We start from the raw sequence: 23,362 nt of genomic DNA on the forward strand, positions 1-23,362 counted from the left end.
CCGCCCGCGTCGGGCGCAGCGGCTCCCTTCTCGGGGCTCCCCTGCAGTGAAGATGCTGCAGATGTCATCACCGCCGCATTCCGCCGGGTCGGTGGCGGCCGCCCGGATGGATCACCGGCATCACCCTGGCCACGGAACACCACCCGACCCTGCGGAGGCCGCGGACCGCCCCTTCCGCATGTCCGCGACCGGCCTGTGTCCGTCGGCCTGACCCACAGCCCGACGCACCCTCTGCCCGAGCGCGGCCAGGAGCGGCCAGAAGACCGCCCCTACCCCCGAGGCCCGGCGTCGCCGTGTGCGGCGTGGACACCACCGATCTCCCCTTCCCTCGGCCACCCGGCTCGGACCGGCCGCTCCCGGCCGTCCTCTGCGAAGACTCTTGATGTGATTGCAAATGCACGTGCATAATCGCGTGCATGCACTCCCTCCCGGTCGGTCGAAGGAGGCGACGCGTCCTCCCATGACCTCTCACGACCCCCCGCACCCGCCGTCCGGTCGGCCCGCCGGAGCCGACGACGGCACTCTCGAACAGGCCGCGGGCACCGGCGCCTGCCCCTCCGAACCGAGCCCTCTGCGCGGCAGCCTGCTGCTGGGTGAAGGGGAATGGGACGGCCTCTCATGGCGGTCAGCACGGTGTCCCGTACGGCGGCACTCCGGCCTCCGCCCCACGACAGACGTGCGGAACAGTTCGTCCGACACCGTCGCGAGGACACTGATCCAAACCGGGGCGTCCGGCGACATCTTCGTCGGAACACCACCGGCCCCGCCCCGGGACGGCGACCAGGAGGCCGACGCCGCGCTGTCCGCGGCCGTGCCCGTCGCTCAGGCCGATCCCCGGCGGCTGGGCGTCCACCCCGCCCCCGCCGCACCCGACGGTTCCCGCCTCTCCCCCTACATACGCCGCGACCGCGACGGCGAACTCGAACAGGCCGTGGTCGCGGCCAAGGCCACAGGCGGCGCCGTACTGGTGGTGGGCGACTCCGCCGCCGGCAAGTCCCGCTCACTGCTGCACGCCCTGGTCTCGAACGTGCCCCACCGCCACCTGGTCGCTCCGCCGACGGGCACGGCGCTGGACACACTGGCCCAACGGCTCACCTCGACCCCGTACCTGTCCGACTCCGGCGTCGTGGTGTGGCTCGACGACGTGGACGGCTTCCTCGAAGACGATGCGGCGCACCTGACCGAGACGACCCTGAGCCTGCTCACACGCGGACGCACCATCGTGGCCATGACGCTGCGCACCGAGTACCTCGACACCCACCGCTCCCCCGTCCCACCGCGGACTCGCGCGGCTCCGAAGCCCCGGCGCACGGTCGACCTGCTCAGGCGCCTCGACCCCATCGTGCTGGAGCGGACCTGGTCGGCCGAGGAGACCCGGCGCGCCGCCGCGCACGGTGACGCCCGCCTGCGCGCCGCCGCGCATACCGCCCGCAACGGCGTCCACGGGGTGGCCGAGTACCTGGCGGCGGGCCCCCACCTGGTCGGGGTCTGGCGTGATGCGAACCGGTGCACCGACAGCGGCGGCCACCCGCGCGGCCGTGCGGTGGTCGCCGCCGCGGTCGACCTGGCCCGCACCGGCCTGGGGACCGGCCTGTCCGCCGAACTGCTCAGGCACACGCACACCGCCTACCTCCACGGGGCCGCGGCCCTGCGCCCGGAGGGCTTCGACGAGGCCCTGTCCTGGGCCCAGCAGGTCAGGATCGGAGCGAGCGGCCTGCTCGTCCCGGCCGATATGGACGGCGGCCTCTGGCACCCGTTCGACTACCTCGTCTCGTCCGTTCACAGCCCCGTCCCCGACGAGGTCCGCACCCGCGCCCTGGCCCACCATGCCCTCGAAGGAAACGCGCCCGGCGAGGCCCCGTCGGCGACGTGCGAACACCGCGCTCCCCTATTCGAGGACGGCAGACCGCGGCGGACGGTCGGGGCGGTCGGCAGGGGGCACCGTTGTTCCCCGCGGCGCACTTCCTAGCTTCACGTGCGCACTCCCGAATTCATGCAGGTCGCTCTAGGAGGAGAAGGCCGGGTCGGCCGGGGGCTCCGGAATCCGGCCTTGCCGCTCTCCCACGTTGTTCGACGGGTGGCCGCGCACGGCCGCCCCGACTCAGAACACCTCGCGCACGAGCCTCTGGTAGGCCTCCTGGCCCTGGGTGCTCATGGTCAGGTCGGGGTCGTCCACATAGTTCACCGCCGCGGCCAGGACCGTGCTCCCGTCGGGCGTGCCGGACATCATCGTCGCGTAGCCCGGGACGCCGCCGTTGTGGTTGATGACGGTGGTTCCGCTCTCCGTCTCCTGCACGAACACCCCCAGGCCGTAGTCCATTGCCGGGATGCCCGTGGACACCGGCGTGCACATCTCCGCCAGCAGCCCGGGCGGCAGGAGCCGACCGCCCAGCAGGGCGGACATGAACACGGCCAGGTCCCCGGTGGTCGAGATCATGTCGCCGCCGGTGCAGAGCCACGAGGGGTTCTGGCGGGTGATGTCGACCGTCTCCTGCGCGCCGTCCCTCTCGTAGCGGAAGTACCCGCGGGCGTGCGGCGCCGGGAGCTCTGGCGAGTCCTCCGGCAGCACGGTGCCCGTCAGCCCGAGCGGCCCCAGGATCCGCCGCCGCATCTCCTCGGGGAACGAGCGGCCGGTGACGTTCTCGACCAGCAGCCGGGCCAGCACGTAGTTGGTGTTGGAGTAGCTCCACTTCGCCCCCGGCTCGAACCGCGGCGGCTGGGACAGCGCCACCCGCACCAGCTCCTCCGGGCGGTGGCTCTCCAACCGGCCGTCCAGCCACTCCTGGGTCGTGGTGCCGTAAGGCGTGGTGACCCCCGGGACCAGGGTCCCGTCGTCGTCGAATTCGCCGGTGAAGTTGAAGACCCCGCTGGTGTGCCGCAGCAGCATCCGCACCGTGATCCGCGCGTCCAGGCCGAACCCGGGCAGGTGGTCCGCGGCCGAATCCTCCAGCCCGATCCCGCCGTCGGCCACCGTCCGCAGCACCAGGGCGGCGGCGAAGGTCTTGGTGGTGCTGCCGATCCGCGTGTACCCGTCGGTGGGCGGCGCAGCGGTCCCACCCAGCTCGGCCTTCCCCGCGCTGCCGACCCACTCGCCGTGCCGGTCGCGCACGCGCAGCGACACCCCGAGGAATCCGGTGTCGACGATCTCCTCGATCGCCTTCTGCAGCTCCGGGCGGTCCTGCCCGGCGTCATCGCTCTGCGGAGTGTTCCCATGCCGGCCGGAAGTGGGGATGGACATCGTGGCCCGCTCCTTCGGTCTCCTCGTGTGTGGTCGGCACCCTGCCGCTGTGCCGCTACGAGGAGCCTCCGCCCTGACCTAAGGTCAACCTCAATGGTGACCTGCGCCACACATCCGGCCTTGGTGGCGGAAGGCGCGCAGGACCTCGCGGCCGGGTTGACCCTGACCCAAGGTCACCGAGCACACTCGGCGCACACCCTCTAAGCGGAAGGAAGCACCGGACCGATGACGGACGGACTCACGATCGGCCAGGCGGCCTCCTTCGCCGAAGTGACGGTCAAGGCCGTCCGGCACTACCACCGGATCGGCCTGCTCCCCGAACCCCCGCGCGACGGCTCCGGCTACCGCCGCTACGGCGCGACCGAGGTGCTGCGGCTGGTCCGCATCCGCACACTCGCCGCCGCCGGAGTGCCGCTGGCCGAGGTCGGCGCCATGCTGGACGACGGCCCCGAGCGCTTCGCCGAGTCCCTCGCCGACGTCGAGAGGCGCCTGGACGAGCGGATCGAAGAGCTGACCGCCCGGCGCGCCATGCTGCGCCGCCTCGCCGACGGCGACCTGGCCCTGCTCCCCGACCGCGCCGCGGACCTCCTCGAACGGGGACGCGCCCTTGGGCTCCCCCCGGAGGAGGTGGCGGCCGCCCGGGAGGGCATGGTCCTGGCCAGGGCGCTGGACCCCGAGGCCTTCGACGACTACCTCGGCGACCTGGAGGAGGTCCTGGCCGATCCGCAGGCCATCGCCGTGCACAAGCGCGCGCGGGAGGCCCTCGCCTGGGAGCCGGACGACCCCCGCATCGAGGAGGCCGCCGTCGCCATGGCCGATTACGTCCTGGCCCGCCCCGCGATGCTCAAGGTCGTCACCGGCTTCCAGAAGGCCCGCACCGCACCCGCGGACCGGTACCGGCTCATCAGCCGCTTCGGCAATCAGTCGCCAACCGGGGCCCGCCTGCTCGACCTCATCGAGGCCCGGCTCCGCTCGGCGGGCGTCTTCATCCCGTGAGCGCCGCGGATTCCACCGCCCGCCCTCCGGGCGGGCGGACGGGCGGGCAGGTGCGGTTCCGGCCCCTCATCCGCCCGGCGCGGTGAGGATGGTGCAGATGTCGTCGCCACCGCAGGCCGCAGGGTCGGTGGCGGCTGCGCGGTCGGCGAGGGTGTGCAGCACCCGGCGGGTGGCGGCGAGTTCGGCCATGCGCCGGTCGATGTCGTCCAGGTGCTCGTGGATGAGCGCGGCCACATGGGCGCACGGGGCGTGGCCGTCGTCGCGCAGGGCGAGGACGGAGCGGATCTCGGCGAGGGTCAGCCCGGCGCGCTGGGACTCGCCGATGAACGCCAGCCGGGCGACGGCGGTGTCGGGGTAGTCGCGGTAGCCGCCCGGCGTGCGCGGTGGCGGGGGCAGCAGTCCGGCCTCCTCGTAGAAGCGGAGCGTCCTGGCGGACAGCCCGCTTCGGGAGGCGAGTTCGCCGATGCGCATGTTCCTCAGCCCAACCCTTGACCTTCCAGCGCACTGGAAAGTCTACCGTTCCGGTATACGGCGAACCGGGTGTCCGGCCACGGCCGACAGCCGGGGTCCCGACGAGGTTTCCGGAGGAACAGGATGCGCATCACCGTGCTCGCGGTCCCGGAGTGCCCGAACGCCCGGCCCGCTCTGGAGCAGGTCGAGGCCGCGCTGGCGGGCCGCCCCGCCCACGTGGAGCTGGTCGAGGTGTCCGACCTGCGGCAGGCCGCCGCACGCGGCATGACCGGGTCCCCGACGATTCTGATCGACGGCACCGACCCGTTCGCGTCCGACGATGCCGTGCCCGGCCTGTCCTGCCGCCTGTACCGGGGCGCGGACGGCGCCGTCTCCGGCACCCCCGGTGAGGAGGCCGTACGCAGGGCCGTGGCCGGGCGGCAGGCGCCGGGCGGGGAGGACGCCGCGGCCTCGGAGTGCTGCCCGCCGTCCCCCCTCCCGGAGGAGGCGGAGGCGGTCGACCGCGCCGGGCGGGGACGCCGAGCGCCCGCCGAGCGCGGCCTGCGGGCGGTGCAGCAGCAGGTGCTGCGCCACTTCGCCCGGACCGGGGAGGCGCCCGCTCCGCAGGTGCTGCAGCCGGTCGCCGCCGCGGAGGGCCGTACCGCGGCCGACGCGCTGGCCGAGCTGGCGGCCGAGGACTTCCTCGTTCTGGACGAGGACGGGCGCATCCGCGCCGCCTACCCCTTCTCCGCCCGCCCCACCCGCCACCGGGTCCGCCTCGCCGACGGCGTCGAGGTGTGGGCGATGTGCGCGATCGACGCCCTCGGCATCCCCGTGATGCTGGGGACCGACGCGGCCATCTCCTCCACCGATCCGGTCACGCAGGCGGAGGTGGCGGTCACGGTCGAGGGCGGGACCGCCGTCTGGCGGCCGCACGGGGCCGTCCTCTTCCTCGGTCAGCGCCCCGGGGGCGGCCCGGCGGCCACGGCGTGCTGCGACGCGCTGAACTTCTTCGCCTCGGCCGCCTCCGCGCACACCTGGGCCCAGGCCCACCCCGAGGTGCCCGGCCGGGTCGTCGGACGAGAGCAGGCCGAGGAGATCGCCCGGCGGACGTTCGGACCGCTCCTCCTCCCCTGACCCGCGCCTGGGGCCCGGCCCCGCCCCTCCGTTCCCGAGGGGCGGGCCCACGCGCGGAGGCGTGCGAGGGCGGCCGCGGAGACGGATGCGGCCCTGTGCGAACCTGGCCCTCGCGTTCGTCCGTGATCGACCCGTCGGTACGACGCAGGTGTCAGGTTCCCGTCTGTTGGAGGGCGGCATATGAGTCCGGCTCTGGTGCTGGTCATCGTCATCTCCGGGACACTGCTCATCTTCGCCGGGGTGGGCCTGCTGATCTTCTTCGTCCTACGGGCGACGCGGGCCGCCCGACCGGCTGGTGCGCAGCACTTCCGGAACGCGGTCGAACAGCGCGGATGGGTTTTCTCCGAGCAGGACGACGCGTTCATCGAGCTGTACAACCGCCAGTTCAACCGGCCGGAGCTGAGTGAACCGCTGTGGGGCCCTCCCGAGGCCACGGCGGCGCACGACGTGGTCTCAGGCGTCCACCGGGGCAGGAGGTTCCTCGCCGCCACCTTCGATGTGACCCACCGAGCGGGGCGGCGACGTGAGCGGGCCGTCTGGGTCGCGACCCCGACACGCCACCCGATCCTGACCATCAGTCGCGTCCCGCAGCTCCAGAACTCGGTCAACCAGGCCATCGGGCGCGGCGGGATGACGGTCGGCTACCCGGAATTCGACGGCCGGTTCGAGGTGACCGGCGAGGACGGCGACTTCGCGCGCGCCATCCTGACCCCGGATGCCATGCACTTCCTGCTGTCCGATCCGCGCACCCCCCGCATGGTCTTCTTCCGGGGCGAGTTCCTGGATGCGGCCGACCCGATCAACGACCACCGGGATCCACACGAGCTGCTGCCGGCCCTCGACTTCCGGTGCGACCTGCTGGACCGCATTCCGCACTGGAGGTGAGGCGCACGGCCGGGCCCGCTACGCGACGCGGTCGGGCCGCACCGTGCGGAACGCCTGGACGACCTTGTGCCGCCTCCTGTTCCCCGGCGTGATCTCGACACGGACCGGGGGTGGCCCCGGTGCGGCCGCCCCGGCCCAACTCGGGACCGCGATGCGGTTGAGGTCCGCGTCCACCAGCAGGCTGACCTTGGCGACCCTCCTGCGGTCACCGGCCCGGCCGACGAGGACCTCGCGTTCGGTGATCGAGCGGACCGCGTCCCACGGGATCCGCACGGTCCGATCCGGGGACCACAGGGCGGGCGCCTGGACCAACGCGATACCGATGCCGTCGACCGCCACCCCCTGGCGGGTGAACACCCGCGGGGCCACCGCCGCCATCCACACCGCGACGGCCGCCGAGGCCACGAGGAACACGGCGCCGCCGGTGATCTCGCTCGCGCCGATGTAGGGCTTGCCCACCTCCTCGACCATGCGCAGGGCGATGGCGACGCCCGCGACGACCGAGGCGGTCGTCGCCGCGATCCACGCAGGTATCCGCCGCCAGCGCAGGTTCACCCACTGGGACTCGACGGAGGCGCCGGGCACAGGGGCGCCGGGATCGTACAGGCCGCCGACGATGCGTTCGCGGGGGGGACATGGGCGCAGTCAACCACAGACCGCCCGCATTACGCAGGATCGGAAGCACCCAGGCGGGGAAGCCCGACCAGGACGAACACCGCCCCCGCCGGTCGGGCGAGGCCCCGATCCGGGCGGCCGGGGCGGAGCCGCCCGCGCCGCCCGCCAGTGCGCCCGGGTCCGTCCCGGCGGCGGCGAACCGGTCCAGCCGCGGTGGGGCATGCGTACGGTACGGCGGCAGGGCCGCGCCCCGAACCGGGGAAGGCGGCCCGGGGCGCGGGGCGGTCGGCCGCAGCACCGGGAGGGCCGGGGTCAGCACCCGGAGAAGCGCTCGTCACCGGACCAACCGGTGTTCGCCCACTCCTCGGGGTCGGCGGGCGTGAATCCCGGGTAGGGCTCCGCCAGCTCGTCCAGCAGCCACCGGGTGAACCGGGCCGCCCCCTGCGGGCAGGTGTGGATGCCGTCGGAACTCCGGTCCGGTTCGCCGTCCCGGGTCCGCTGGAACGCGTCCCCCCACACCTCCCCCGCGTCGAGCAGCTCCACCCCGTCCGAGGACCGGGCGACCTCGCCCGCGACCTCGGCGGTGCGCCCCAGGTCCTCCATGTGCGGTTCGTAGAAGTCGTCCGGCTCGATCGGCGGCATGGTGGCCAGGAACAGGTCGGCGCCGCTGTCGGCCACCGTGGCCGCCAACCTCTCGTAGCCGTCCCGCTGCTGCTCGCGGGAGCCCCAGTCGTAGGTGGTGATCTGGTAGACGACGGCGTCCGCCTCGGCGGAGGCGATCTGTTCGGGCAGGTCCTTCCAGTTCTCCTCGGAGAACGGCCCGACGACGTTGCCGCCCCCGTCGGAGGCGATCGACGTGAACTCCACGCCGCTCGCCTCGAAGGCCTCGGCCATCGGCAGGGCCTGTCCCGCGGCGACCGAGTCGCCGATCAGGAGCACCGTGGACAGCGTGGGACCGGAGGACCCGCCGGCCGCATCGGACGGTCCGTCCTCGGAGGCGGCCGGGCCGCCGGAGCACCCGGCGGCGAGGACGAGCGGCCCGATCAGGCCCATGGCCGGGAGAGTTCTATTGATCATGCCTCCGACCGTGCACGCCCCGCGTCCCGGCGCCTCCGCCGCCGTGTCGCAGTCGTGTCGCAGTCCCGTCAGTGCCGCCCGCCGTCGCGGGCGCGGCGGCGGCGCCTCGCGCATACTGAGGCCGATGGCGACGATTCTGCTGATCGAGGACGACCCCGGGGTGCGGCGCGGGCTGCAGCTCGCCCTGTCCAGGCACGGCCACGAGGTCCGCACCGCCGAAAGCGGCGAGGACGGCCTCCGCGAACTCGGCGCCGCCGCATGCGACCTGGTGGTGCTCGACCTGATGCTGCCGGGCATCAGCGGATTCGAGGTCTGCCGCCGGATCCGCGCCGCGGGCGAGGTGCCGGTGGTGATGCTGACCGCGCGCGGCGACGACTTCGACGTCGTCACCGGGCTGGAGGCGGGCGCCGACGACTACGTCGTCAAACCCGCGCAGCCCACCGTCCTGGACGCGCGCATCCGCGCGGTGCTGCGCCGCAGCGCCCCCTCCGACGGCGTGCGCGTCCACGGCGGGCTGCGCATCGACACCGAGGCCCTCACCGTCACGCTGCACGGCGCCCCGGTTGCGCTGACCCCCACAGAGCTGCGGCTGCTGCTGACCCTGTCCCGGGCACCCGGCCGGGTGTTCAGTCGGCGGCAACTGCTGGAGGAGGTGTGGGAGCACGACTACCTGGGCGACTCCCGGCTGGTCGACAACTGCGTGCAGCGGCTGCGCGCCAAGATCGAGGAGCGGCAGGCGGCGCCGGAGTACGTGCAGACGGTCCGCGGGTTCGGCTACCGGTTCGGGCCGCTGTGACCGGCGGCCTCCGCCGCGCGGGCGCCTGGGCCCACCGGCTGCGGCCGCGCGGCCTGCGCGCCCGGCTCCTGGTGGCGTTCGTCCTGGTGACCGTGGTCGGCGCGGCCGCCGCGGCGTGGGCCGCCGCCGGGTCCGCCGGCACCGCCCTGGTCGGCGGCGCGCAGGAGCGGCTCACCGGGACCGTCGCCGACCGGGTGGGTGCCCTCGCCCCCGAGCTGGACTACCCCCCGGACCGGGAGACGCTCGACCGGCTGCGTGCAGCGGTGGGGCCGAACACGCTGGTGACCTATGAGGACCTGCGGTCGGCCGACGCGGACGCCCCCGGTCCGGGTCTCGGCGCGGTGCGCGGCGCCGTGCGCGAGCGGAACCGCATCGTCGTCCGGAGGATCACCGACGGCGGCACGCCGAGGCTTCTCGTCGGCATGCCCGTCATGCTGACGACACCGGACGGCGAGCGCACCCCGTCCGGCATCGAGGTCTACACCGTTCGCGACCTCTCCGGCATCGAGGGCCAGGTCGACGTGCTCACCCGTTCGGCGGGCGGCGCGTCCGCGCTGGCGCTGCCGCTGGCCGTGCTGCTGGCCCTGCTGGCCGCGCGCGGGGTGCTGCGCCCGGTGCGCGACCTGCGCGACACGGCGCGGCGGCTCGCCGACGGCGACCTCGGTGCGCGGACGGCGCCGCAGGGCGCCGACGAGCTGGCGGCGCTGACCTCGACCGTCAACGAGATGGCCGCGTCCCTGCAGGCGTCGATGGCCCAGATGGAGCGGATGCGGGCCGATGCCCGCCGGTTCGCCTCCGACGTCTCCCACGAGCTGCGCACCCCGCTGAGCACGCTGACGGCCGTGGTGGACGTCCTGGCGTCGGAGGCCGAGGAGATGGAGGCCGACGACCGCGAGTCCGTGGAGCTGGCGGTCGCCGAGACCCGGAGGCTGGTGCGGCTCGTGGAGGACCTGATGGAGGTCTCCCGGTTCGACGCCGGTTCCGCGGACCTCCGGCTGGAGGAGGCCGACGCGGCCGAGGCCGTGCGGGACTGCCTGCGCGCACGGGGCTGGACCGACCGGGTCGCCGTGGAGGCGGAGGGGCGGGTCGGGCTGCGGGCCGACCGGCGCCGCCTGGACGTCATCGTGGCCAACCTGGTCGGAAACGCGCTGCGGCACGGCGCTCCGCCCGTACGGGTGCACGTGGCGGCCGACGGGGACGAGGTGCGGATCGAGGTCGACGACGGCGGCCCGGGGCTGTCCGAGGATGTGCTGCCCCGTGTGTTCGACCGCTTCTCCAAGGGGGACGCGGCACGGACCCGTAGCCCCGGGAGCGGGCTCGGGCTGGCGATCGCGCTGGAGAACGCCCGCCTGCACGGCGGCGACCTCACCGCGGAGAACACCGGCGGCGGGGCGCAGTTCGTGCTGCGGCTGCCGAGGACCCCCAGGGGAGAGGAGGGGGAGTGGTGAGGCCGTTCGTGCTCCGGATGCTCGTACCGCTGCTCGCCGTCCTGCTCGCGGCGGGCTGCGGACTGCGCCCGACCGGGCCGACCGACGGGGGCCGCGCCCCGACCGGCGTGGCGTCCGGCGTCACCCTGTACTTCATCGGCGGCGACGGCGAGCTGCGGCCGGACTTCCGGGGGACCGGGCGCCTGGGCACCGTGTCCGACGCGGTATCGCTGCTGATCACGGGCCCCGGGCGGGATTCGGGCCTGCGCACCGGGATCGCCCCGGTCTCCACGACGCGGGTGACCGTGACCACGGGGCCGGACGTGCTCACGGTTCTGGTGCCGTTGGCCATCGATGAGGTCACCCCGCAGGGCATCGATCAGATCGTGTGCACCGCGCTGGGCGTCCATGTGCAGAGCGGAGGGGCTCAGGACACCGAGGTGCGGGTCGGTTTCACCACGGCGGGACGGGAATCGGAGGAGCTCCGGACCTGCCCGCTGTTCGGATGACCCGCACCGGGGCCGCCCCCGGCCTTGGCGGTCATCAGCGGTCGTCGGTGATCATCGGCGGTCATTCCAAAAGCGTGACGTCGACGGCGGCCGTGGGCGGAGCAGGGAGCGCCACCCACAGCACGGCCAGGGCCGCCATCGCGGCCCCGAACGCCACGGCCCCGCGGCGCCCCCGCGCCCATGCCGCGCGGAACCGGATCGGGTTTTCGACCAGGTAGGTGGACAGGGCGGCCAGGGCGATGGACACGGCGGCCACCGACGCGGTCCAGGCCCACCCGTCCAGGCCGGTGCGCTCGGGAGTCAGGAGCACGATCACCGGCCAGTGCCACAGGTAGAGGCTGTAGGAGATCAGTCCCAGCCACCGCAGCGGCCGCCAGGAGAGCGCGCGGGCGACGAGGGAACACGGTGCCTGCGCGCACAGCCCGATCAGCAGTGCCGAGGCCAGCGAGTGTGCGAAGAGCCCGCCGGTGAACAGCCACAGGGAATCGGTGCCGTCCGCGAGCAGCCACAGGACGGCGATGCCGACCGCCAGGGCTGCCGCGGCGGTGCCCGCCCACCGGCCGGTGCGCTCCAGGACGGCGCGCACCGGCCGGGTGGCGGCCAGGGCGCCCAGCAGGAGGGAGAACGCGCGGGTGTCGGTGCCCGTGTAGACGCGGGAGGGGTCGGCCTCGTTGACGAGGGACACCATCAGCACCAGCGAGACGGCGGAGGCGAAGGCGGCCGCGACCGCGACACCACCGTCCGCGCCGCCTGCGCCGCCCACCCTCCGCCCCTCGCGCAGGCCCCCGCGCCCGACACAGGCCACGGCCACCACGACGAGCGGCCACACCAGGTAGAACTGCTCCTCGACGGCGATGCTCCACAGGTGCCCGAACACCCGCTCCGCCCCGAACCGGTCCCAGTACCCGGCCGACTCGGCGAGCAGGTGCCAGTTGACCAGGTTCGCCTGCACCCACGGGCCGTCGGAGAGCATGGTGCGCACCGTGTCCGGCGGCGCGACCGCCCGGACCAGCAGGGCGACGCAGGCGAGCATGGCCGCGAGCGCGGGGAAGAGGCGGCGGATCCGCCTGCCCCAGAAGGCCGCCAGGGAGACGGAGCCGGTGGCCGCGGCCTCGCGCAGCAGCAGGTCGGTGATGAGGTAGCCGGACAGGGCGAAGAAGAGGTCCACCCCGAGGAACCCGCCGGGGAGGCGGCCGGTGTGGAACAGCAGCACCCCGAGGATCGCGACGCCCCGCAGGCCGTCGAGTGCGGGAAGGTGGGGCACCCGCGCGGGCACGCCTCGGGGGGCCTGGCCGGCCGGGGTCGGCTCTGCGTAGGTCATGGGGCCGACGGTGCCGACCTGGTGTCCGAGCGCCGTGTCGGCCGTGTCCCGGTCGTGTCCCAGTCGGACATGGGGCACGACCGGGGCCGGGGCGGGTTCAGCGGCGGCGGAGGCCCGGCTCGGTGATGGACGGCGGCGAGTAGAAGACCAGGTCGCGGGCCACGTCGGTCCCGGGTGGGACGATCGCGTCGATCCGGTCGAGGACCTCGTCGTCCAGGCGGGCATCCGCGCCCCGCAGCAGGTCGTCCAGCTGCCCCCGGGTACGCGGGCCGATGATCACCGACGACACGGCGGGGTGGCTGCGGGCGAACGCGGTCGCCAGGTGCGGCAGGGACAGGCCCGCCTCCGCAGCCACCTTGTGCAGTTCATCCACCGCTTCGAGCTTGGCACGGTTGCCCGGCACGGACAGGTCGTACATCCCGGACAGGAACGCGCTCCGGTGGGCCGTCGCGGGGTCGGCGCCGTTCCCCCCGCCGTACTTGCCCGACAGCCAGCCGGCGCCCAGCGGGCTCCACGTCAGCACCCCCATCCCGTGGCGCTGCGCCGTCGGGAGGACGTCCCGCTCGATCCCCCGCGCCAGGATCGAGTACGGCGGCTGCTCGCTCCGGAACCTGGTGTGGCCGCCCGCCGAGGCCGCCCACTGCGCCTCCACGATCTCCTCCGCCGGGAAGGCCGACGTGCCGATCGCCCTCACCTTGCCCTGCCGGACCAGGTCCGACAGGGCGGACAGGGTCTCGTCGATGTCGGTGTCCGGGTCGGGGCGGTGCACCTGGTAGAGGTCGATCCACTCCGTGCCGAGCCGCCGCAGGCTCCCCTCCACCGCTCTCATGATCCAGCGGCGCGAGTTGCCGCGGTGGTTGGCGTCCGGCCCCATCGGGTTGTGGAACTTCGTCGCCAAGACCACATCGTCCCGGCGGCCCTTGAGCGCCTTGCCGACGATGACCTCCGACTCACCGTCCGAGTACATGTCGGCGGTGTCGACCGTGTTGACTCCGGCGTCCAGCGCGGCATGGACCATGGCGACCGCGTCGCCGTGGTCGGTGTTGCCCCAGGCACCCAGCATCATGGTGCCGAGCGTGAATTCGCTGACGGAGATCCCGGTCCTACCCAGTGTGCGGCGTTCCATCTCTGTGGTGTCCCTTCGCCTCTATCTGCGGATCCCTCGTGTGGATCCGCCCTCCGGGACAGCACTCTGTTCCGCCTGGGAAGGCCGAGCCAGGCCCGCCGCAACCTGGTCCTGCGAGTACCAGGTCGGCTAGGTTCCCGGATATGGCCCACTCCCTCTCCGACCTCAGCCGCTTCCTCAAGTCCCGCCGCGCCGCCGTCGACCCGGCACAGGCCGGTGTGCATCCCACGGTCAACCGCCGCCGCGTCTCAGGGCTGCGCAGGGAGGAGGTCGCTCAGCTCGCCGGGGTGAGCGTCGACTACTACACACGCATCGAACAGGGCCGCGCCGGGGAGGTCTCGGAGGAGGTCCTGGACGCCCTCGCCGGTGCGCTCCGCTTGACCGGGGACGAGCGCTCGTACCTCTTCAACCTCGTCCGCCACGCGGGACCGCCGTTCGCGAAGGGCGCCGACGGCCACGACGAGCTCTGCATCCCCCCGACGGTGCCGCGCCGACGCGTGCGTCCGGAGCTGCGCGAACTGCTGGACTCGATGGAAGGCGTTCCGGCCGCGGTCCTCGGCACCGGGCTGGACCTCCTGGCATGGAACGGGCCGCTCTCCCTCATCTGGCCGGGCGTGGACGACCTGCCGGAGCCGGAGCTCAACCTGGCCCGGATGGTGTTCCTGAACCCGGATACCGCCAACCTCCACGGCGACGCCGAGACGGTCCGCCGGGACATCGTGGCCGGCCTGAGGGCAGCGGTCGGCCGCCATCCGGATGAGCCGCGGCTGTGCGCGGTGGTGGTCGAACTCCGCCGGGGCAGCGCCCGGTTCCGTGAACTGTGGGAGAGCCACCTGGTCGCCGAGAGGGTGCACGGGACCCACACCTTCCGTCACCCCCGAGCAGGCGAGCTGTCCCTCCGCTACGAGAAGCTCCCCCTGCCCGCCGACCCCGGACAGACCCTGCTCCTGTACTCGGCGGCACCGGGATCCCCGGCGGAGGAGGGTCTGCGCAGGCTACGCGAGGAACACGCGGCCCGCCTGGCGCACTCGGGGTGACCCGTCCGACCTGTCCGTGCTTTCGACCCGCCCGTGCGCCGCCTGACCACGCGGCATCGGGCCTAGCCGAGCTCGTACACCCGCCCGGTCTGGCCTCCCTCGATGGAGCGGACGTAGGCCTGGGCCACGTCGGCCACCGCCACCGACGGCACCCCCGGGAAGAAGTCGCCGTAGTGCGGCAGGCTCTCGGTGAACACCGTCGGGCTGACCGCGTTGATCCGCTGCGGGGCGATGTCGATCGCCGCCGCGCGCACGAACCCCTCGACGGCGCCGTTGGCCATCGCCGCCGCGCTGGCCGTCGGGATCGGGTCGCGGCTCAGCACGCCGGTGATCAGGGTGAACGACCCCCGCTCGGCCACGCGCGCGGTCCCCTGGCGGACCAGTTCGATCTGGCTGAGCACCTTGCCGCGGAAGGCGGACGCGTAGTCTTCGGGCGCCATCTCGGCGACCGGGTTGTAGGGGACGTCGCCCGCCGCGCTCGCCACCGCGTGCAGGACGCCCGCGTCCCCGTACAGCGCCGGGTCCTCGTACAGGGCCGCGACCTGCTCCGGGTCCGCGACGTCGTACCGGAGGCGGCCGGTGGAGCGGCCCGCGGTCACCACCTCGTGCCCGCGTGCGGCCAGCGTCTTCTCCACGGCGGTGCCGAGCCTGCCCGCGGCTCCGATCAGAAGGATTCTCATGGAAAGGACGGTACGGCGGCGGTACCCGGGCAGGGAAATGCCCGTTGCGCGGCATCCATACCCTGGACGCATGGATACGACGGGCGTGCCATCCGGCAGCACCGGCGTGGAGCTGCGCCACCTGCGCGCCCTCGCCGCCATCGGCGACGAGGGGACGGTGACCGGGGCGGCCGAGGTCCTGCACATCAGCCAGCCCGCGGTCTCGCGCACCCTGGAGCAGCTGGAGCGCGCCGTCGGCACCCGCCTGGTCGAGCGCACGACCCGCAGCCTCGCCCTGACCGACGAGGGGCGGCGGCTGTGGGAGCACGCCCACGGCATCCTCAACCGGCTCGACTCCGCCCTGGCCGAGGCGCGGTCGGGGCCGCGGCCGCTGCGGCTCGGCATCGCGTGGGGCGCGCTCGGCCCGGACACCGTGCCGCTGCTCCGGGAGTGGCGCGCCGCCCACCCGGACACCCCTGTGCGGATCCACCGCCGCAACGACCCGGAGAAGGCGCTGCGCCGGTCGGAGGTGGACGCGGTGCTGCTCCGGGCCTCGCCCGCGCCCGGCATGCGCTCGGTTCCGCTGCTGTACGAGCGCCGGGTGGCGGCCTTCGCCGAAGCCGACCCGTTGGCGGCGAAGGAGCAGGTGTACCTGGCCGACCTGGCCGAACGCGATGTGGCCCTGTGCGCGACCGCGGCCACCACGGACGTGGACCTGTGGCCGGAGGGCCGCCGCCCGAACGCGGTCACCGTGACCGACGTGGAGGAGTGGCTGGCCGCGATCGCGACGGGAGAGGCCGTGGGCGTCACGGCGGAGGGGTCGGCGCACAGCCACCCCGCGCCGGGGGTACGGTACGTCCCGATCGCCGACGCGCCCCCGGTGGCGGCGTACCTGGCCTGGCCGAAGGAGCCGAGCCACCCCGAGACGGAGGCGTTCGTGGACCACGTGCACCGCACCCTGAGGAAGCGGACCGCGCCCGGTCTCCGCTGAACGGAGCGCCTCGAACGGCTCGAACGGGTCACCGGTCGGGCGGGGCCGCAGGGAAGCGCTCCGGGGCCACGTCCTTCAGCAGTTCATCGGTGAACGCGCTCCATGCGCGAGCCGACGCCGAGTACGGCGAGCGCCTGGCCGTCGCGGTGGGTGAAGGTTCTTGCGGGCCGGGGAAACGCACTGACGCGGGAGGCGTTCGCCCCGCTGCGTTCGGGCACGGGGGACGGACTGGAGTCCGCGCACATCCTGTTGCCGACGGCACTCACGCCCCGATGCCCAGTTCTCCCATCAGTTTCCACACGGCTGTGGAGGGGTTCCCGTAGGGCGGGTACCGCTTCGCTCTGGTGTATGCCTGAGTCAGGCCCGGAGAGAAGTGTGTGAACTGTGTGCCGTTGCCCTTTCTCCAGTGAGGGACGGCCTTCTTCAGCTCCTCGCCGACGGCCTGGGCCGAGCGGCCGGACACGCCCTCCTGGTGGTGCAGCAGCAACCACACCTCGAACGTCGGGTTGGAGACGGCGGGCCCCACACCGTCCTTCTCCGCCTGTTCGCACAGGCGCCGGACGTCGTGGCCGTCGGCGTCGAAGACCGCCCACACCTGTGAGTACTCCGCGCGCGACTTCGCCTTGCGGGCGTGGTCGACGACCTTCTCCCGCTGGGGCCTCTTCGCCTTCTCCGGGAGGAACGGGTGGATTTCCCGCTTGTCGCTCTCCCGCAGTCCGGTGAAGTACGCGTGCTCGGTCTCGCCCTCGCACACCACCAGGATCCGGCGCCGCTGTTGCAGCCTCCCGCCCGGCCGCCGCAAGGAGGTCCGGCGGGCGAAGCCTGCCGCCTGACCAGGCCTATTCGGGGGTTCCTTGTCCTGGGCCGTCCTTCTCGGGGCCATCCTGCTCCTCGGGGGGGTGGACCGGCGCGGCCACCGGTCCCCCGGTGACCTCAGGGATTGCACCGTACCTTCCCGTGAGGTAGGCGAGCGCCGGATTCTCCCCTTCGTCCCGGAAATCGCTCAGGGGGTAGATCCGGGTGCCCCCCTCTTTGTCCTTCTCCACGAACCAGGCCTCGTCACGGTCCAGGACATCCCCGCCCCTGATCCAGCCGAGAAGCGCGGTGTCATGGCTGGAGAAGACGAGCTGCGCCCGGTGCTCGTTGACGGCCGGGTCCTTGAACATCTCGATGATCTTGGCCGACAGGTGCGGGTGGAGGTGCGAGTCGAGCTCGTCGACCACGAGGAGGGAACCGTTCCTGAGGACGTCGAGTACTTCCATCCCCAGCGCGAGGAGCACCCAGGTGCCGTCGGACTGCTGGTCGAGTGTCAGGGGTCGCGCCTCTTCACCGCCCGCCCGGTGGTGGAAGAGCAGGGTCGCCTCCTCTTCGACGGCCTGCATGCCCTCGTGGCGGTCCCTCAGATCGGGAACGTCACTGTCCCAGGGGTCTCTCGCCACTGTCCTTCGGGGAACGCCGGAGTCCACCGTCAGTCGCTCGTGTTCGAGCTGCACCGACTCGATCCCAGTGTCGGCCGCCCGGATGAGCTTCTGGAGGTGGGCCAGGACTCCCGGCTCCGCGATGCGGCGCAGCAGATCGCGCCGGTCCTGTTCGCGGCCGCCCCCGCTGCGCCAACGGCGGCAGTGCGAGGCGAACCAGTTGTAGACCGGGCGGGCGATCTCCAGGCGCGTCCGGGCGGCGACCGTCAGGAACAGGGTGTTCACATCGGTGATCTCCTGTACCTGGCGGAACGTCTCCGGCAGTGAGGGGTGGAACGTGAAGTCGTCCCCTTCACGCTCGAAGAGAACGGTGGGGCCGTCTTCAGCCGGGGACCAATGCAGCCATTCCGCGACGACGCCTGTGCCGTCGATGGTGAAGCCGTAGGTGTAGCGGACCCGCTCGATCAGCAGGTCGACCGTGTAGTGGGAAGGCTCTCGCCGCCACCGGGGACTCACCGCAAAGGGATCGCGGTCGATCCCCCTCCCGGGCTCGCCCATCTCCATGGAGGAGCGGACGAGGCGGCGCATGAAGCCCAGCGCGTCGAGGACATTGCTCTTGCCCGAAGCGTTGGCCCCGAACAGGCCGGTTACGGGCAGTGGCTCGGGTACCCCGCTGTCCTGCGCTCCTTCATGTTCGGATTCGGAGGGGACCAGCAGGAGCTGCTGTTCTTCGCGCAGGGAGCGGTGGTTGGCGACTCGAAAACTCAGGAGCATCTGCTCGCCTTCCCCATCGGGACCCCAGACCAACACTCACCGTGAACGCCCGCAACCTACAGTAAGACATCCCCGTTGCGGCGGCCGTGCTCTCCGTTCGACACACTACAAAGCTCCCGATTGCCGCCATGTCGCCCATCCCCGGTCTGCCCCCGGTCCACGCGATGCGGCCTCTGCAGCGAGGCCGCGGACGTGCCCACCGGACCGTGGGAGTGGCCGGTACCGGCCGTCGGGGGTGACCACGGTCCCGGTGCGTGTGTCGTGTCCCCTGCACAGCAGCGGGAACGTCTCTCATCTCCGCTCCCACCAGCGCTGATTCGCTCTGGAGACGCCTCCGTCCCCCTGTCCCGCCTCCGGCCGGGTCCTGCTGCCCTCGCAGAACAACGGCTCAGGGGGCTCTTCGCAGGGCACAGGGGGTCGCTACCGTAATGCAGACGTTCACGCCCTTAACGGGGCGATGTTCACCCCCTGACGCTTCGGTCGTCCTCAGGAGACTCGGTGGGGCGGCGGAATCCGGAGACGTGGAATGCACTGGGTATGGCGCGCTGAGCACGGTGGATTCAAGGTCGAATACGGTGCCTTGCTCCTGTTGGTGGCGACGATCGTCGCCGCGGTCTTCGCCTTCGGCCTCCCGACCGATGTCCAGCGCCTCTACGCCGTCGGCATGTGCCGCGTGCAAGGCGAGGAGAACTGCGACGAACTCGCCGGCGGCGAAGGCACCGGCCAAGACGGCGCGGCCGAGGATGGCGAGGGGGCCCAGGACGAGGACGGCTCCGACGGCGGCTCGGACGGCGGCGGCGATGAGGACACGTCCGACGCGGACGGCCCCGAGGGGGACGGGGGCGGCGAGGACGAGGGGGACGGCGGGGAGGACGGTCAGGGGTCCGACGACGGTCCCGTGTCCTGGGAGGGCGTCTACAACCCCGATCTCGCGCAGGAGTTGGAGGACGCGGAGAGCGAGCTTGAGGACGCCGAGGCGGAGCTCGCCGATACCGGCTACGACGAGGTCTACGACGAGCTGCTGGCGATCGTCGCGGACATCGTCGGGTGGACGGATGCCAAGGCGTGCATCACCGAGGGCGACATCATCGCCTGCCTGACCACCATCGTCGGCTTCACACCGTGGGGCAAGGGCGCCAAGCTCATCTCCAAGTCGCCCAAGATCATCAAACTGTGGAACCGCTTCCGCAGGGCCAAGAAGGCCCGTGACGAGGCGCAAGAGCGGGTCGACGACGCCAAGGGCAGGCGCGACGACGCCGTGCAGGCCTGCAACGGCAATCGGCCGCGTGCGGTCCACCCCGCCACGGAGACCATGGTGCTCTCCGACGGTGCCGCCGTCACCCTCCACTGGCCGGAGCGCGACGGCGGCGCCCGCCTCGAACCCGGACACCGCCCGGAGGCGCCCGCCCCGGACGGGGACACGGGCACGGGCACTCAGGCGGAGGCTCCCTCGCAGGCGGTGGTCGTCCCCGCACAGTCGTCGAGCGGCCAAGGCGACACCTGCGACATCGGGAACGACTACGACAAGGACGACCCCTACCTTGAACAGGACCTGGAGGAGGACGCGGCGCTGATCGCGCGACACTCCAACCGGGCGGACGAGCTCGGCTTCAAGGACCAGGACGCGCTCACCGAATACATCCAGAAGACGATCGACCCGCGCAATCCGCCCGGTTCGATCCTCAAGAAGCCCAAGCTGAAGAACGGACGGATCGCCTGGTATGACCAGGACAAAGGAATAATCATCATCCGGAACATCAACAACCCGGCCCGGAGCACGGTGTACAAGGGGACGCTCAATGAGTTCCTCAACCTCAGCTGAGAACGGGACGCCTCAGGACGGCGCCCCTCCGCCTGCGGACCTCGCCGAACTTGCCGAAGCGGTGAGGAGCGCTCAAGCCACCGACGACGACCTCCGCCGTGCGTTCGCGGCCATCGATCGCCACGACATCCCGGACGAGGCGGCCGGTGAGCTGATCAACGCCATCGCCCGGTCGCCTCGGGCACCTGAGCTGCTTCCCGAGCTGAGCCGCTCGTTGCGGGGGACCCGCAGCCCGGGCCGGGCCATCCTGCTCATCAGGGCGCTCAGAAGGAACGGCGGGCTCCCGGGCATCGTGCCCGACCTGCTCCGGATCTCCGAAGGCTCCGACTGGGACCCCGAGCGCCAGGCATGGGCGGTGGCCGTGAGCACCATCGCCCAGCACGCCGCCGCCACGGGCGACGCCGCGCTGCTGGAACGGCTCGGGGACTTGGCGGAGGACCCCGGGCTCACGGACGACGACGTCGCCTGGGTACGGAAGTGCCTCGCCAAGGCGGAGCCGGGCTCCGGGCGCTGAGGCCGGAGCGGCCGGCCGTTCCGGCCTCGGCGGGTGAGGTCTCCCGGCGTGCTCGGGGGCGCGGGGTCACAGTGTCAGCGGGCGGCGGTAGGAGGCGTCGAGCGGCACCACGGGGTGGGTGGGGGTGGGGGCGGGGGCGGCGGCCCCCCGGGGTTGCGGGTGGGGGCGCCTCGTGTACCTTCCGGTCCGCCGGTACCACTCGTTGGCGCCCGCCATCCAGGTCTTCAGCGCTTCCACATACCTGTGGACGGCTTCGCGGCCGGCAGAGTCCACGGAGAGGCGGCCGAACAGGCGCGGGAGAGCCGCCTCGGCCTCCTGGAAGGACGCGATCCCCGCGGTGAACGCCGCATAGGCCACGTCGACCGCCTCCTGCGGGGTGCACTCCAGGAAGCGCTCGATCGCCAGTACACCGTTGCTCACCTCCCCCTCCTCCTCGGTCTCCATTCGGTAGGAGTGGATGTCGTTGCGGATCCCCACCGTGTCCGCGAAGGCGTCGCGCAGGGCCCGCAGGGTGGGGGTCCGGAGGAGGGAAGAGGAGACCTGCAGCTCGGGAGCGCCCGGCATCAATGTGATGGACAGGTCCGTTCCCGACGTCGTGCGGCGCATTTCACGGTGGTCGACGGGGTCCGGCGCCCTTTCCCGGACGATGTTGTCCAGCTCCCACAGGTTCGCGCCGGCGAAGTCCGCCATGGCGGAGGCGACCCTCCGACGCAGGGCTTCGGGCATGTCGCCGGATGCCTCGTGCCATAGGGAGGCGATGGCGCCCTCGATCGGGCCGAGGGGTGGGCGGGGTGGAGGGGAGGAAGGAGCGATCGGCATGAGCCCGGGGAGGCGCTCCACGAACGCGCGCGCTCCGGGGACATCCCTCGCGGCCTTGAAGGCGGTCGCGAAATAGTCGTCGATGGCCAGCAGGCACACGTCCCACAGCGCCGCCCGGCACACCTCCTCCAGGCTCGCGTCCGGGTGCGTCAAGGCCGTGAAGAGCGGCCGGTCGTCGGCGGCGAACACCTCCTCGGTCCACAGGGGCGGGCTGAGCAGGCCCACCTCGCGCGCCCAGCGGCGGGCTTCCCGCCTGGCCGCGTCCGCATGCGGGTTGACCCGGTGCGCCCACGGCTGCTCGAACGGCGGCAGGCGAAAGGGGTGGTCCAATGACGCGGGCAGGAAGGTCGGGGAGTGGAGGCGGGGGCGGAGCGTCGGGCCGGGGAGCACGGGTGGCGCATGGGGCATGCGGGCGTCCGGCCCCTGTGTCTCGGTGGGGCGGTACCGGGCGGTCCTCTCATGCCACTCCACCGCCCCGGCCTGCCAGTCCTGCAGCCCTTTGACGGTCACCGCGATCGCCTGGCACTCCCCCGGGGTCAGCCCGTGGTCGGCCACCCATGCGGGGGCCTCCGTCGCCGACATCTCCTCGAACCTGCGCATCCGCGCCGTGCGCACGCGGTTCACCAGTTCGGCCGCCTCCTGCGGGGACCGGTGCACGAAGCGCTCCACCGACAGCACCGCGTTGTCCGGCCTCCCCTCCTCCTCGGTCTCCCTCCGGTAGGAGTACAGGTCGTTCGCCAGGTGCGCGGCGTCCGAGAAACACGCCCTCAGGGACGCGAACCGGCGCGTCCTCAGGACCCGGTCGGGCAGCACCCCCGGGGACACGAGCCCCACCAGATGTGTCGCCCACGTCGCCGCCCCCGACGCCCGCCGCTGCGCGAACAGCTCCAACGGGTGCGGGATGTCCCCGCCCCGCCGCCCCTCGCGGACGCCCGCCGACCCGATCAGCGCGCGCGTCGCCGCGGCGAAGCCGTCCAGCCAGGCCCCGGGGGCGATCGCCGCGGTGCGCGGCCAGAGGTCGGCCAGCCCGGCCTCGGCGGCGGACCTCGGGGAGGGGTCGGACGGGCCGCCGCCCCCGTCGCCGCCGACGAGGCGGAGCAGGCGGTCTCGGCCCTCCCCTGCCTCCCCCGTTCCGGGCCGGCGTTCGCAGCAGAAATGGTCGGTGAAGAAGAACAGCCAGGTGTACCACTGGGTGAGCAATTCGAGTTCGGCCGCCGAGGCGTCGGGGTGCGCATAGGCCCCGAGAAGCCCGGTGTCCATGGCGTCGAATCCGCTCTCCGACCACCCCCCGACCGCACGCCCGGCGGCCCCCGCGAGCATGCCCGCCCCCTTCGCCCATTCCTTCGCGCGGGTGCGGGCCGCCTGGACGTTGACGTTCAGCCGCGCGGGATAGGGGCGGTACAGATCGGGGACGACGTAGGGCTGCGCCATGGTCCCGGCTCCGCTCTCTCCACGGGTCAGAAGACTCCCCTCCGGAGTCAACCCTGATCGGAGCGCACACACCGCGTCAACGAGAACGGTGAATGACGGGACGTTGTGCCGATTCTCCTGGAAATGGACGAAACCGGGATGCGGTCGGACCGGATTGCGCCCGCCCCGGGGCGATCAACGGCGCGGAAATGTCGACAAATCGATGAATCGATGAGGAGACATGCCATCCGGAACTCTCCGGACGACTTTATCGGTTCCTCGCTTTCCGCGGGAGGGCTGACCGAAATCGGTGGCCTGGACCTCCGCACCCCCTTTGTCGG

Annotated in this window: 21 protein-coding genes; 11 read left to right on the top strand and 10 right to left on the bottom strand. The window is 72.8% G+C overall.

From position 1 onward, the window contains the following. Positions 1-676: 676 nt before the first annotated feature. Positions 677-1,969, top strand: a complete 1,293-nt coding sequence (locus tag D476_RS32290; RefSeq protein ID WP_017623016.1) for a hypothetical protein — start codon at positions 677-679, stop codon at positions 1,967-1,969. A gap of 132 nt (positions 1,970-2,101) precedes the next feature. On the opposite strand, the gene D476_RS0105780 is transcribed toward D476_RS32290, so the two are convergent. Continuing rightward, the gene (locus tag D476_RS0105780) at positions 2,102-3,238 is read right to left on the bottom strand and encodes a serine hydrolase domain-containing protein (protein ID WP_017623017.1); all 1,137 of its coding nucleotides are present in this window, start codon (positions 3,236-3,238) and stop codon (positions 2,102-2,104) included. Positions 3,239-3,463: 225 nt separating this feature from the next. Between D476_RS0105780 and D476_RS0105785 the strand changes: the two genes are divergently transcribed. Beyond that, a complete protein-coding gene (locus D476_RS0105785) occupies positions 3,464-4,234 on the top strand; it encodes a MerR family transcriptional regulator (protein WP_017623018.1) in 771 nt (256 codons plus the stop codon). Positions 4,235-4,300: 66 nt separating this feature from the next. Here the strand turns inward: D476_RS0105785 and D476_RS0105790 are convergent, their stop codons facing one another. Beyond that, positions 4,301-4,705, bottom strand: a complete 405-nt coding sequence (locus D476_RS0105790) for a heavy metal-responsive transcriptional regulator (RefSeq protein ID WP_017623019.1) — start codon at positions 4,703-4,705, stop codon at positions 4,301-4,303. Between the two features lie 123 nt (positions 4,706-4,828). On the opposite strand from D476_RS0105790, the gene D476_RS0105795 reads away from it, so the two are divergent. Together D476_RS0105795 and D476_RS0105800 are read left to right on the top strand one after the other, a co-directional pair. Further along, a complete protein-coding gene (locus D476_RS0105795; RefSeq protein ID WP_017623020.1) occupies positions 4,829-5,821 on the top strand; it encodes an alkylmercury lyase family protein in 993 nt (330 codons plus the stop codon). Positions 5,822-6,001: 180 nt separating this feature from the next. Further along, positions 6,002-6,706, top strand: a complete 705-nt coding sequence (locus D476_RS0105800) for a hypothetical protein (protein ID WP_026123272.1) — start codon at positions 6,002-6,004, stop codon at positions 6,704-6,706. A gap of 18 nt (positions 6,707-6,724) precedes the next feature. Here D476_RS0105800 and D476_RS0105805 read toward each other — a convergent pair whose 3' ends face one another. Then, a complete protein-coding gene (locus D476_RS0105805) occupies positions 6,725-7,291 on the bottom strand; it encodes a hypothetical protein (RefSeq protein WP_017623022.1) in 567 nt (188 codons plus the stop codon). A 342-nt stretch (positions 7,292-7,633) separates the two neighbouring features. Then, positions 7,634-8,398 carry an SGNH/GDSL hydrolase family protein gene (locus tag D476_RS0105810; RefSeq protein WP_026123273.1) on the bottom strand — a complete coding sequence of 255 codons (765 nt, stop codon included), beginning with the start codon at positions 8,396-8,398 and terminating at the stop codon, positions 7,634-7,636. Positions 8,399-8,522: 124 nt separating this feature from the next. Here D476_RS0105810 and D476_RS0105815 point away from each other — a divergent pair, with 124 nt between their 5' ends. Genes D476_RS0105815 through D476_RS0105825 form a run of 3 tightly spaced genes read left to right on the top strand, consistent with a single transcriptional unit; the run spans position 8,523 to position 11,130 of the window. Next, positions 8,523-9,194, top strand: coding sequence for a response regulator transcription factor (locus tag D476_RS0105815; protein ID WP_017623024.1), 672 nt, complete (start codon positions 8,523-8,525; stop codon positions 9,192-9,194). Beyond that, positions 9,191-10,642 (top strand): sensor histidine kinase, encoded by a 1,452-nt coding sequence (locus D476_RS0105820; protein WP_017623025.1) that lies wholly within the window; start codon positions 9,191-9,193, stop codon positions 10,640-10,642. Before D476_RS0105815 ends, D476_RS0105820 begins: the two co-directional genes overlap by 4 nt. Further along, complete coding sequence (locus tag D476_RS0105825) at positions 10,636-11,130, top strand: hypothetical protein (RefSeq protein ID WP_017623026.1); 495 nt, start codon at positions 10,636-10,638, stop codon at positions 11,128-11,130. Before D476_RS0105820 ends, D476_RS0105825 begins: the two co-directional genes overlap by 7 nt. 61 nt (positions 11,131-11,191) lie before the next feature. Here D476_RS0105825 and D476_RS0105830 read toward each other — a convergent pair whose 3' ends face one another. Next, entirely contained in the window at positions 11,192-12,451 is a 1,260-nt protein-coding gene (locus D476_RS0105830; RefSeq protein ID WP_026123276.1) for an acyltransferase family protein, read from the bottom strand. A gap of 97 nt (positions 12,452-12,548) precedes the next feature. Then, positions 12,549-13,577, bottom strand: a complete 1,029-nt coding sequence (locus D476_RS0105835; protein ID WP_017623028.1) for an aldo/keto reductase — start codon at positions 13,575-13,577, stop codon at positions 12,549-12,551. Positions 13,578-13,720: 143 nt separating this feature from the next. On the opposite strand from D476_RS0105835, the gene D476_RS0105840 reads away from it, so the two are divergent. Continuing rightward, entirely contained in the window at positions 13,721-14,614 is an 894-nt protein-coding gene (locus D476_RS0105840; RefSeq protein ID WP_017623029.1) for a helix-turn-helix transcriptional regulator, read from the top strand. Positions 14,615-14,676: 62 nt separating this feature from the next. Here the strand turns inward: D476_RS0105840 and D476_RS0105845 are convergent, their stop codons facing one another. Then, on the bottom strand, positions 14,677-15,294 hold the full coding sequence (locus D476_RS0105845) for a short chain dehydrogenase (RefSeq protein ID WP_017623030.1): 618 nt from the start codon (positions 15,292-15,294) through the stop codon (positions 14,677-14,679). A 70-nt stretch (positions 15,295-15,364) separates the two neighbouring features. On the opposite strand from D476_RS0105845, the gene D476_RS0105850 reads away from it, so the two are divergent. Next, positions 15,365-16,264, top strand: coding sequence for a LysR family transcriptional regulator (locus D476_RS0105850; protein ID WP_051061608.1), 900 nt, complete (start codon positions 15,365-15,367; stop codon positions 16,262-16,264). A gap of 262 nt (positions 16,265-16,526) precedes the next feature. Here the strand turns inward: D476_RS0105850 and D476_RS0105855 are convergent, their stop codons facing one another. Further along, positions 16,527-17,018, bottom strand: a complete 492-nt coding sequence (locus D476_RS0105855; protein WP_152529241.1) for an RloB family protein — start codon at positions 17,016-17,018, stop codon at positions 16,527-16,529. An 85-nt stretch (positions 17,019-17,103) separates the two neighbouring features. After that, entirely contained in the window at positions 17,104-18,456 is a 1,353-nt protein-coding gene (locus D476_RS0105860; protein WP_017623033.1) for an AAA family ATPase, read from the bottom strand. 580 nt (positions 18,457-19,036) lie between these two features. On the opposite strand from D476_RS0105860, the gene D476_RS35460 reads away from it, so the two are divergent. Together D476_RS35460 and D476_RS0105870 are read left to right on the top strand one after the other, a co-directional pair. Next, positions 19,037-20,278 carry a hypothetical protein gene (locus D476_RS35460; protein WP_152529237.1) on the top strand — a complete coding sequence of 414 codons (1,242 nt, stop codon included), beginning with the start codon at positions 19,037-19,039 and terminating at the stop codon, positions 20,276-20,278. Positions 20,279-20,339: 61 nt separating this feature from the next. Next, a complete protein-coding gene (locus tag D476_RS0105870; RefSeq protein WP_017623034.1) occupies positions 20,340-20,792 on the top strand; it encodes a hypothetical protein in 453 nt (150 codons plus the stop codon). Positions 20,793-20,858: 66 nt separating this feature from the next. On the opposite strand, the gene D476_RS0105875 is transcribed toward D476_RS0105870, so the two are convergent. After that, positions 20,859-23,042, bottom strand: a complete 2,184-nt coding sequence (locus tag D476_RS0105875) for a terpene synthase family protein (protein WP_017623035.1) — start codon at positions 23,040-23,042, stop codon at positions 20,859-20,861. Positions 23,043-23,362: the final 320 nt, after the last annotated feature.

It is taken from the genome of Nocardiopsis chromatogenes YIM 90109 (genome assembly GCF_000341185.1).
In the GTDB taxonomy this organism is placed as follows: Bacteria; Actinomycetota; Actinomycetes; order Streptosporangiales; family Streptosporangiaceae; genus Nocardiopsis_A; species Nocardiopsis_A chromatogenes.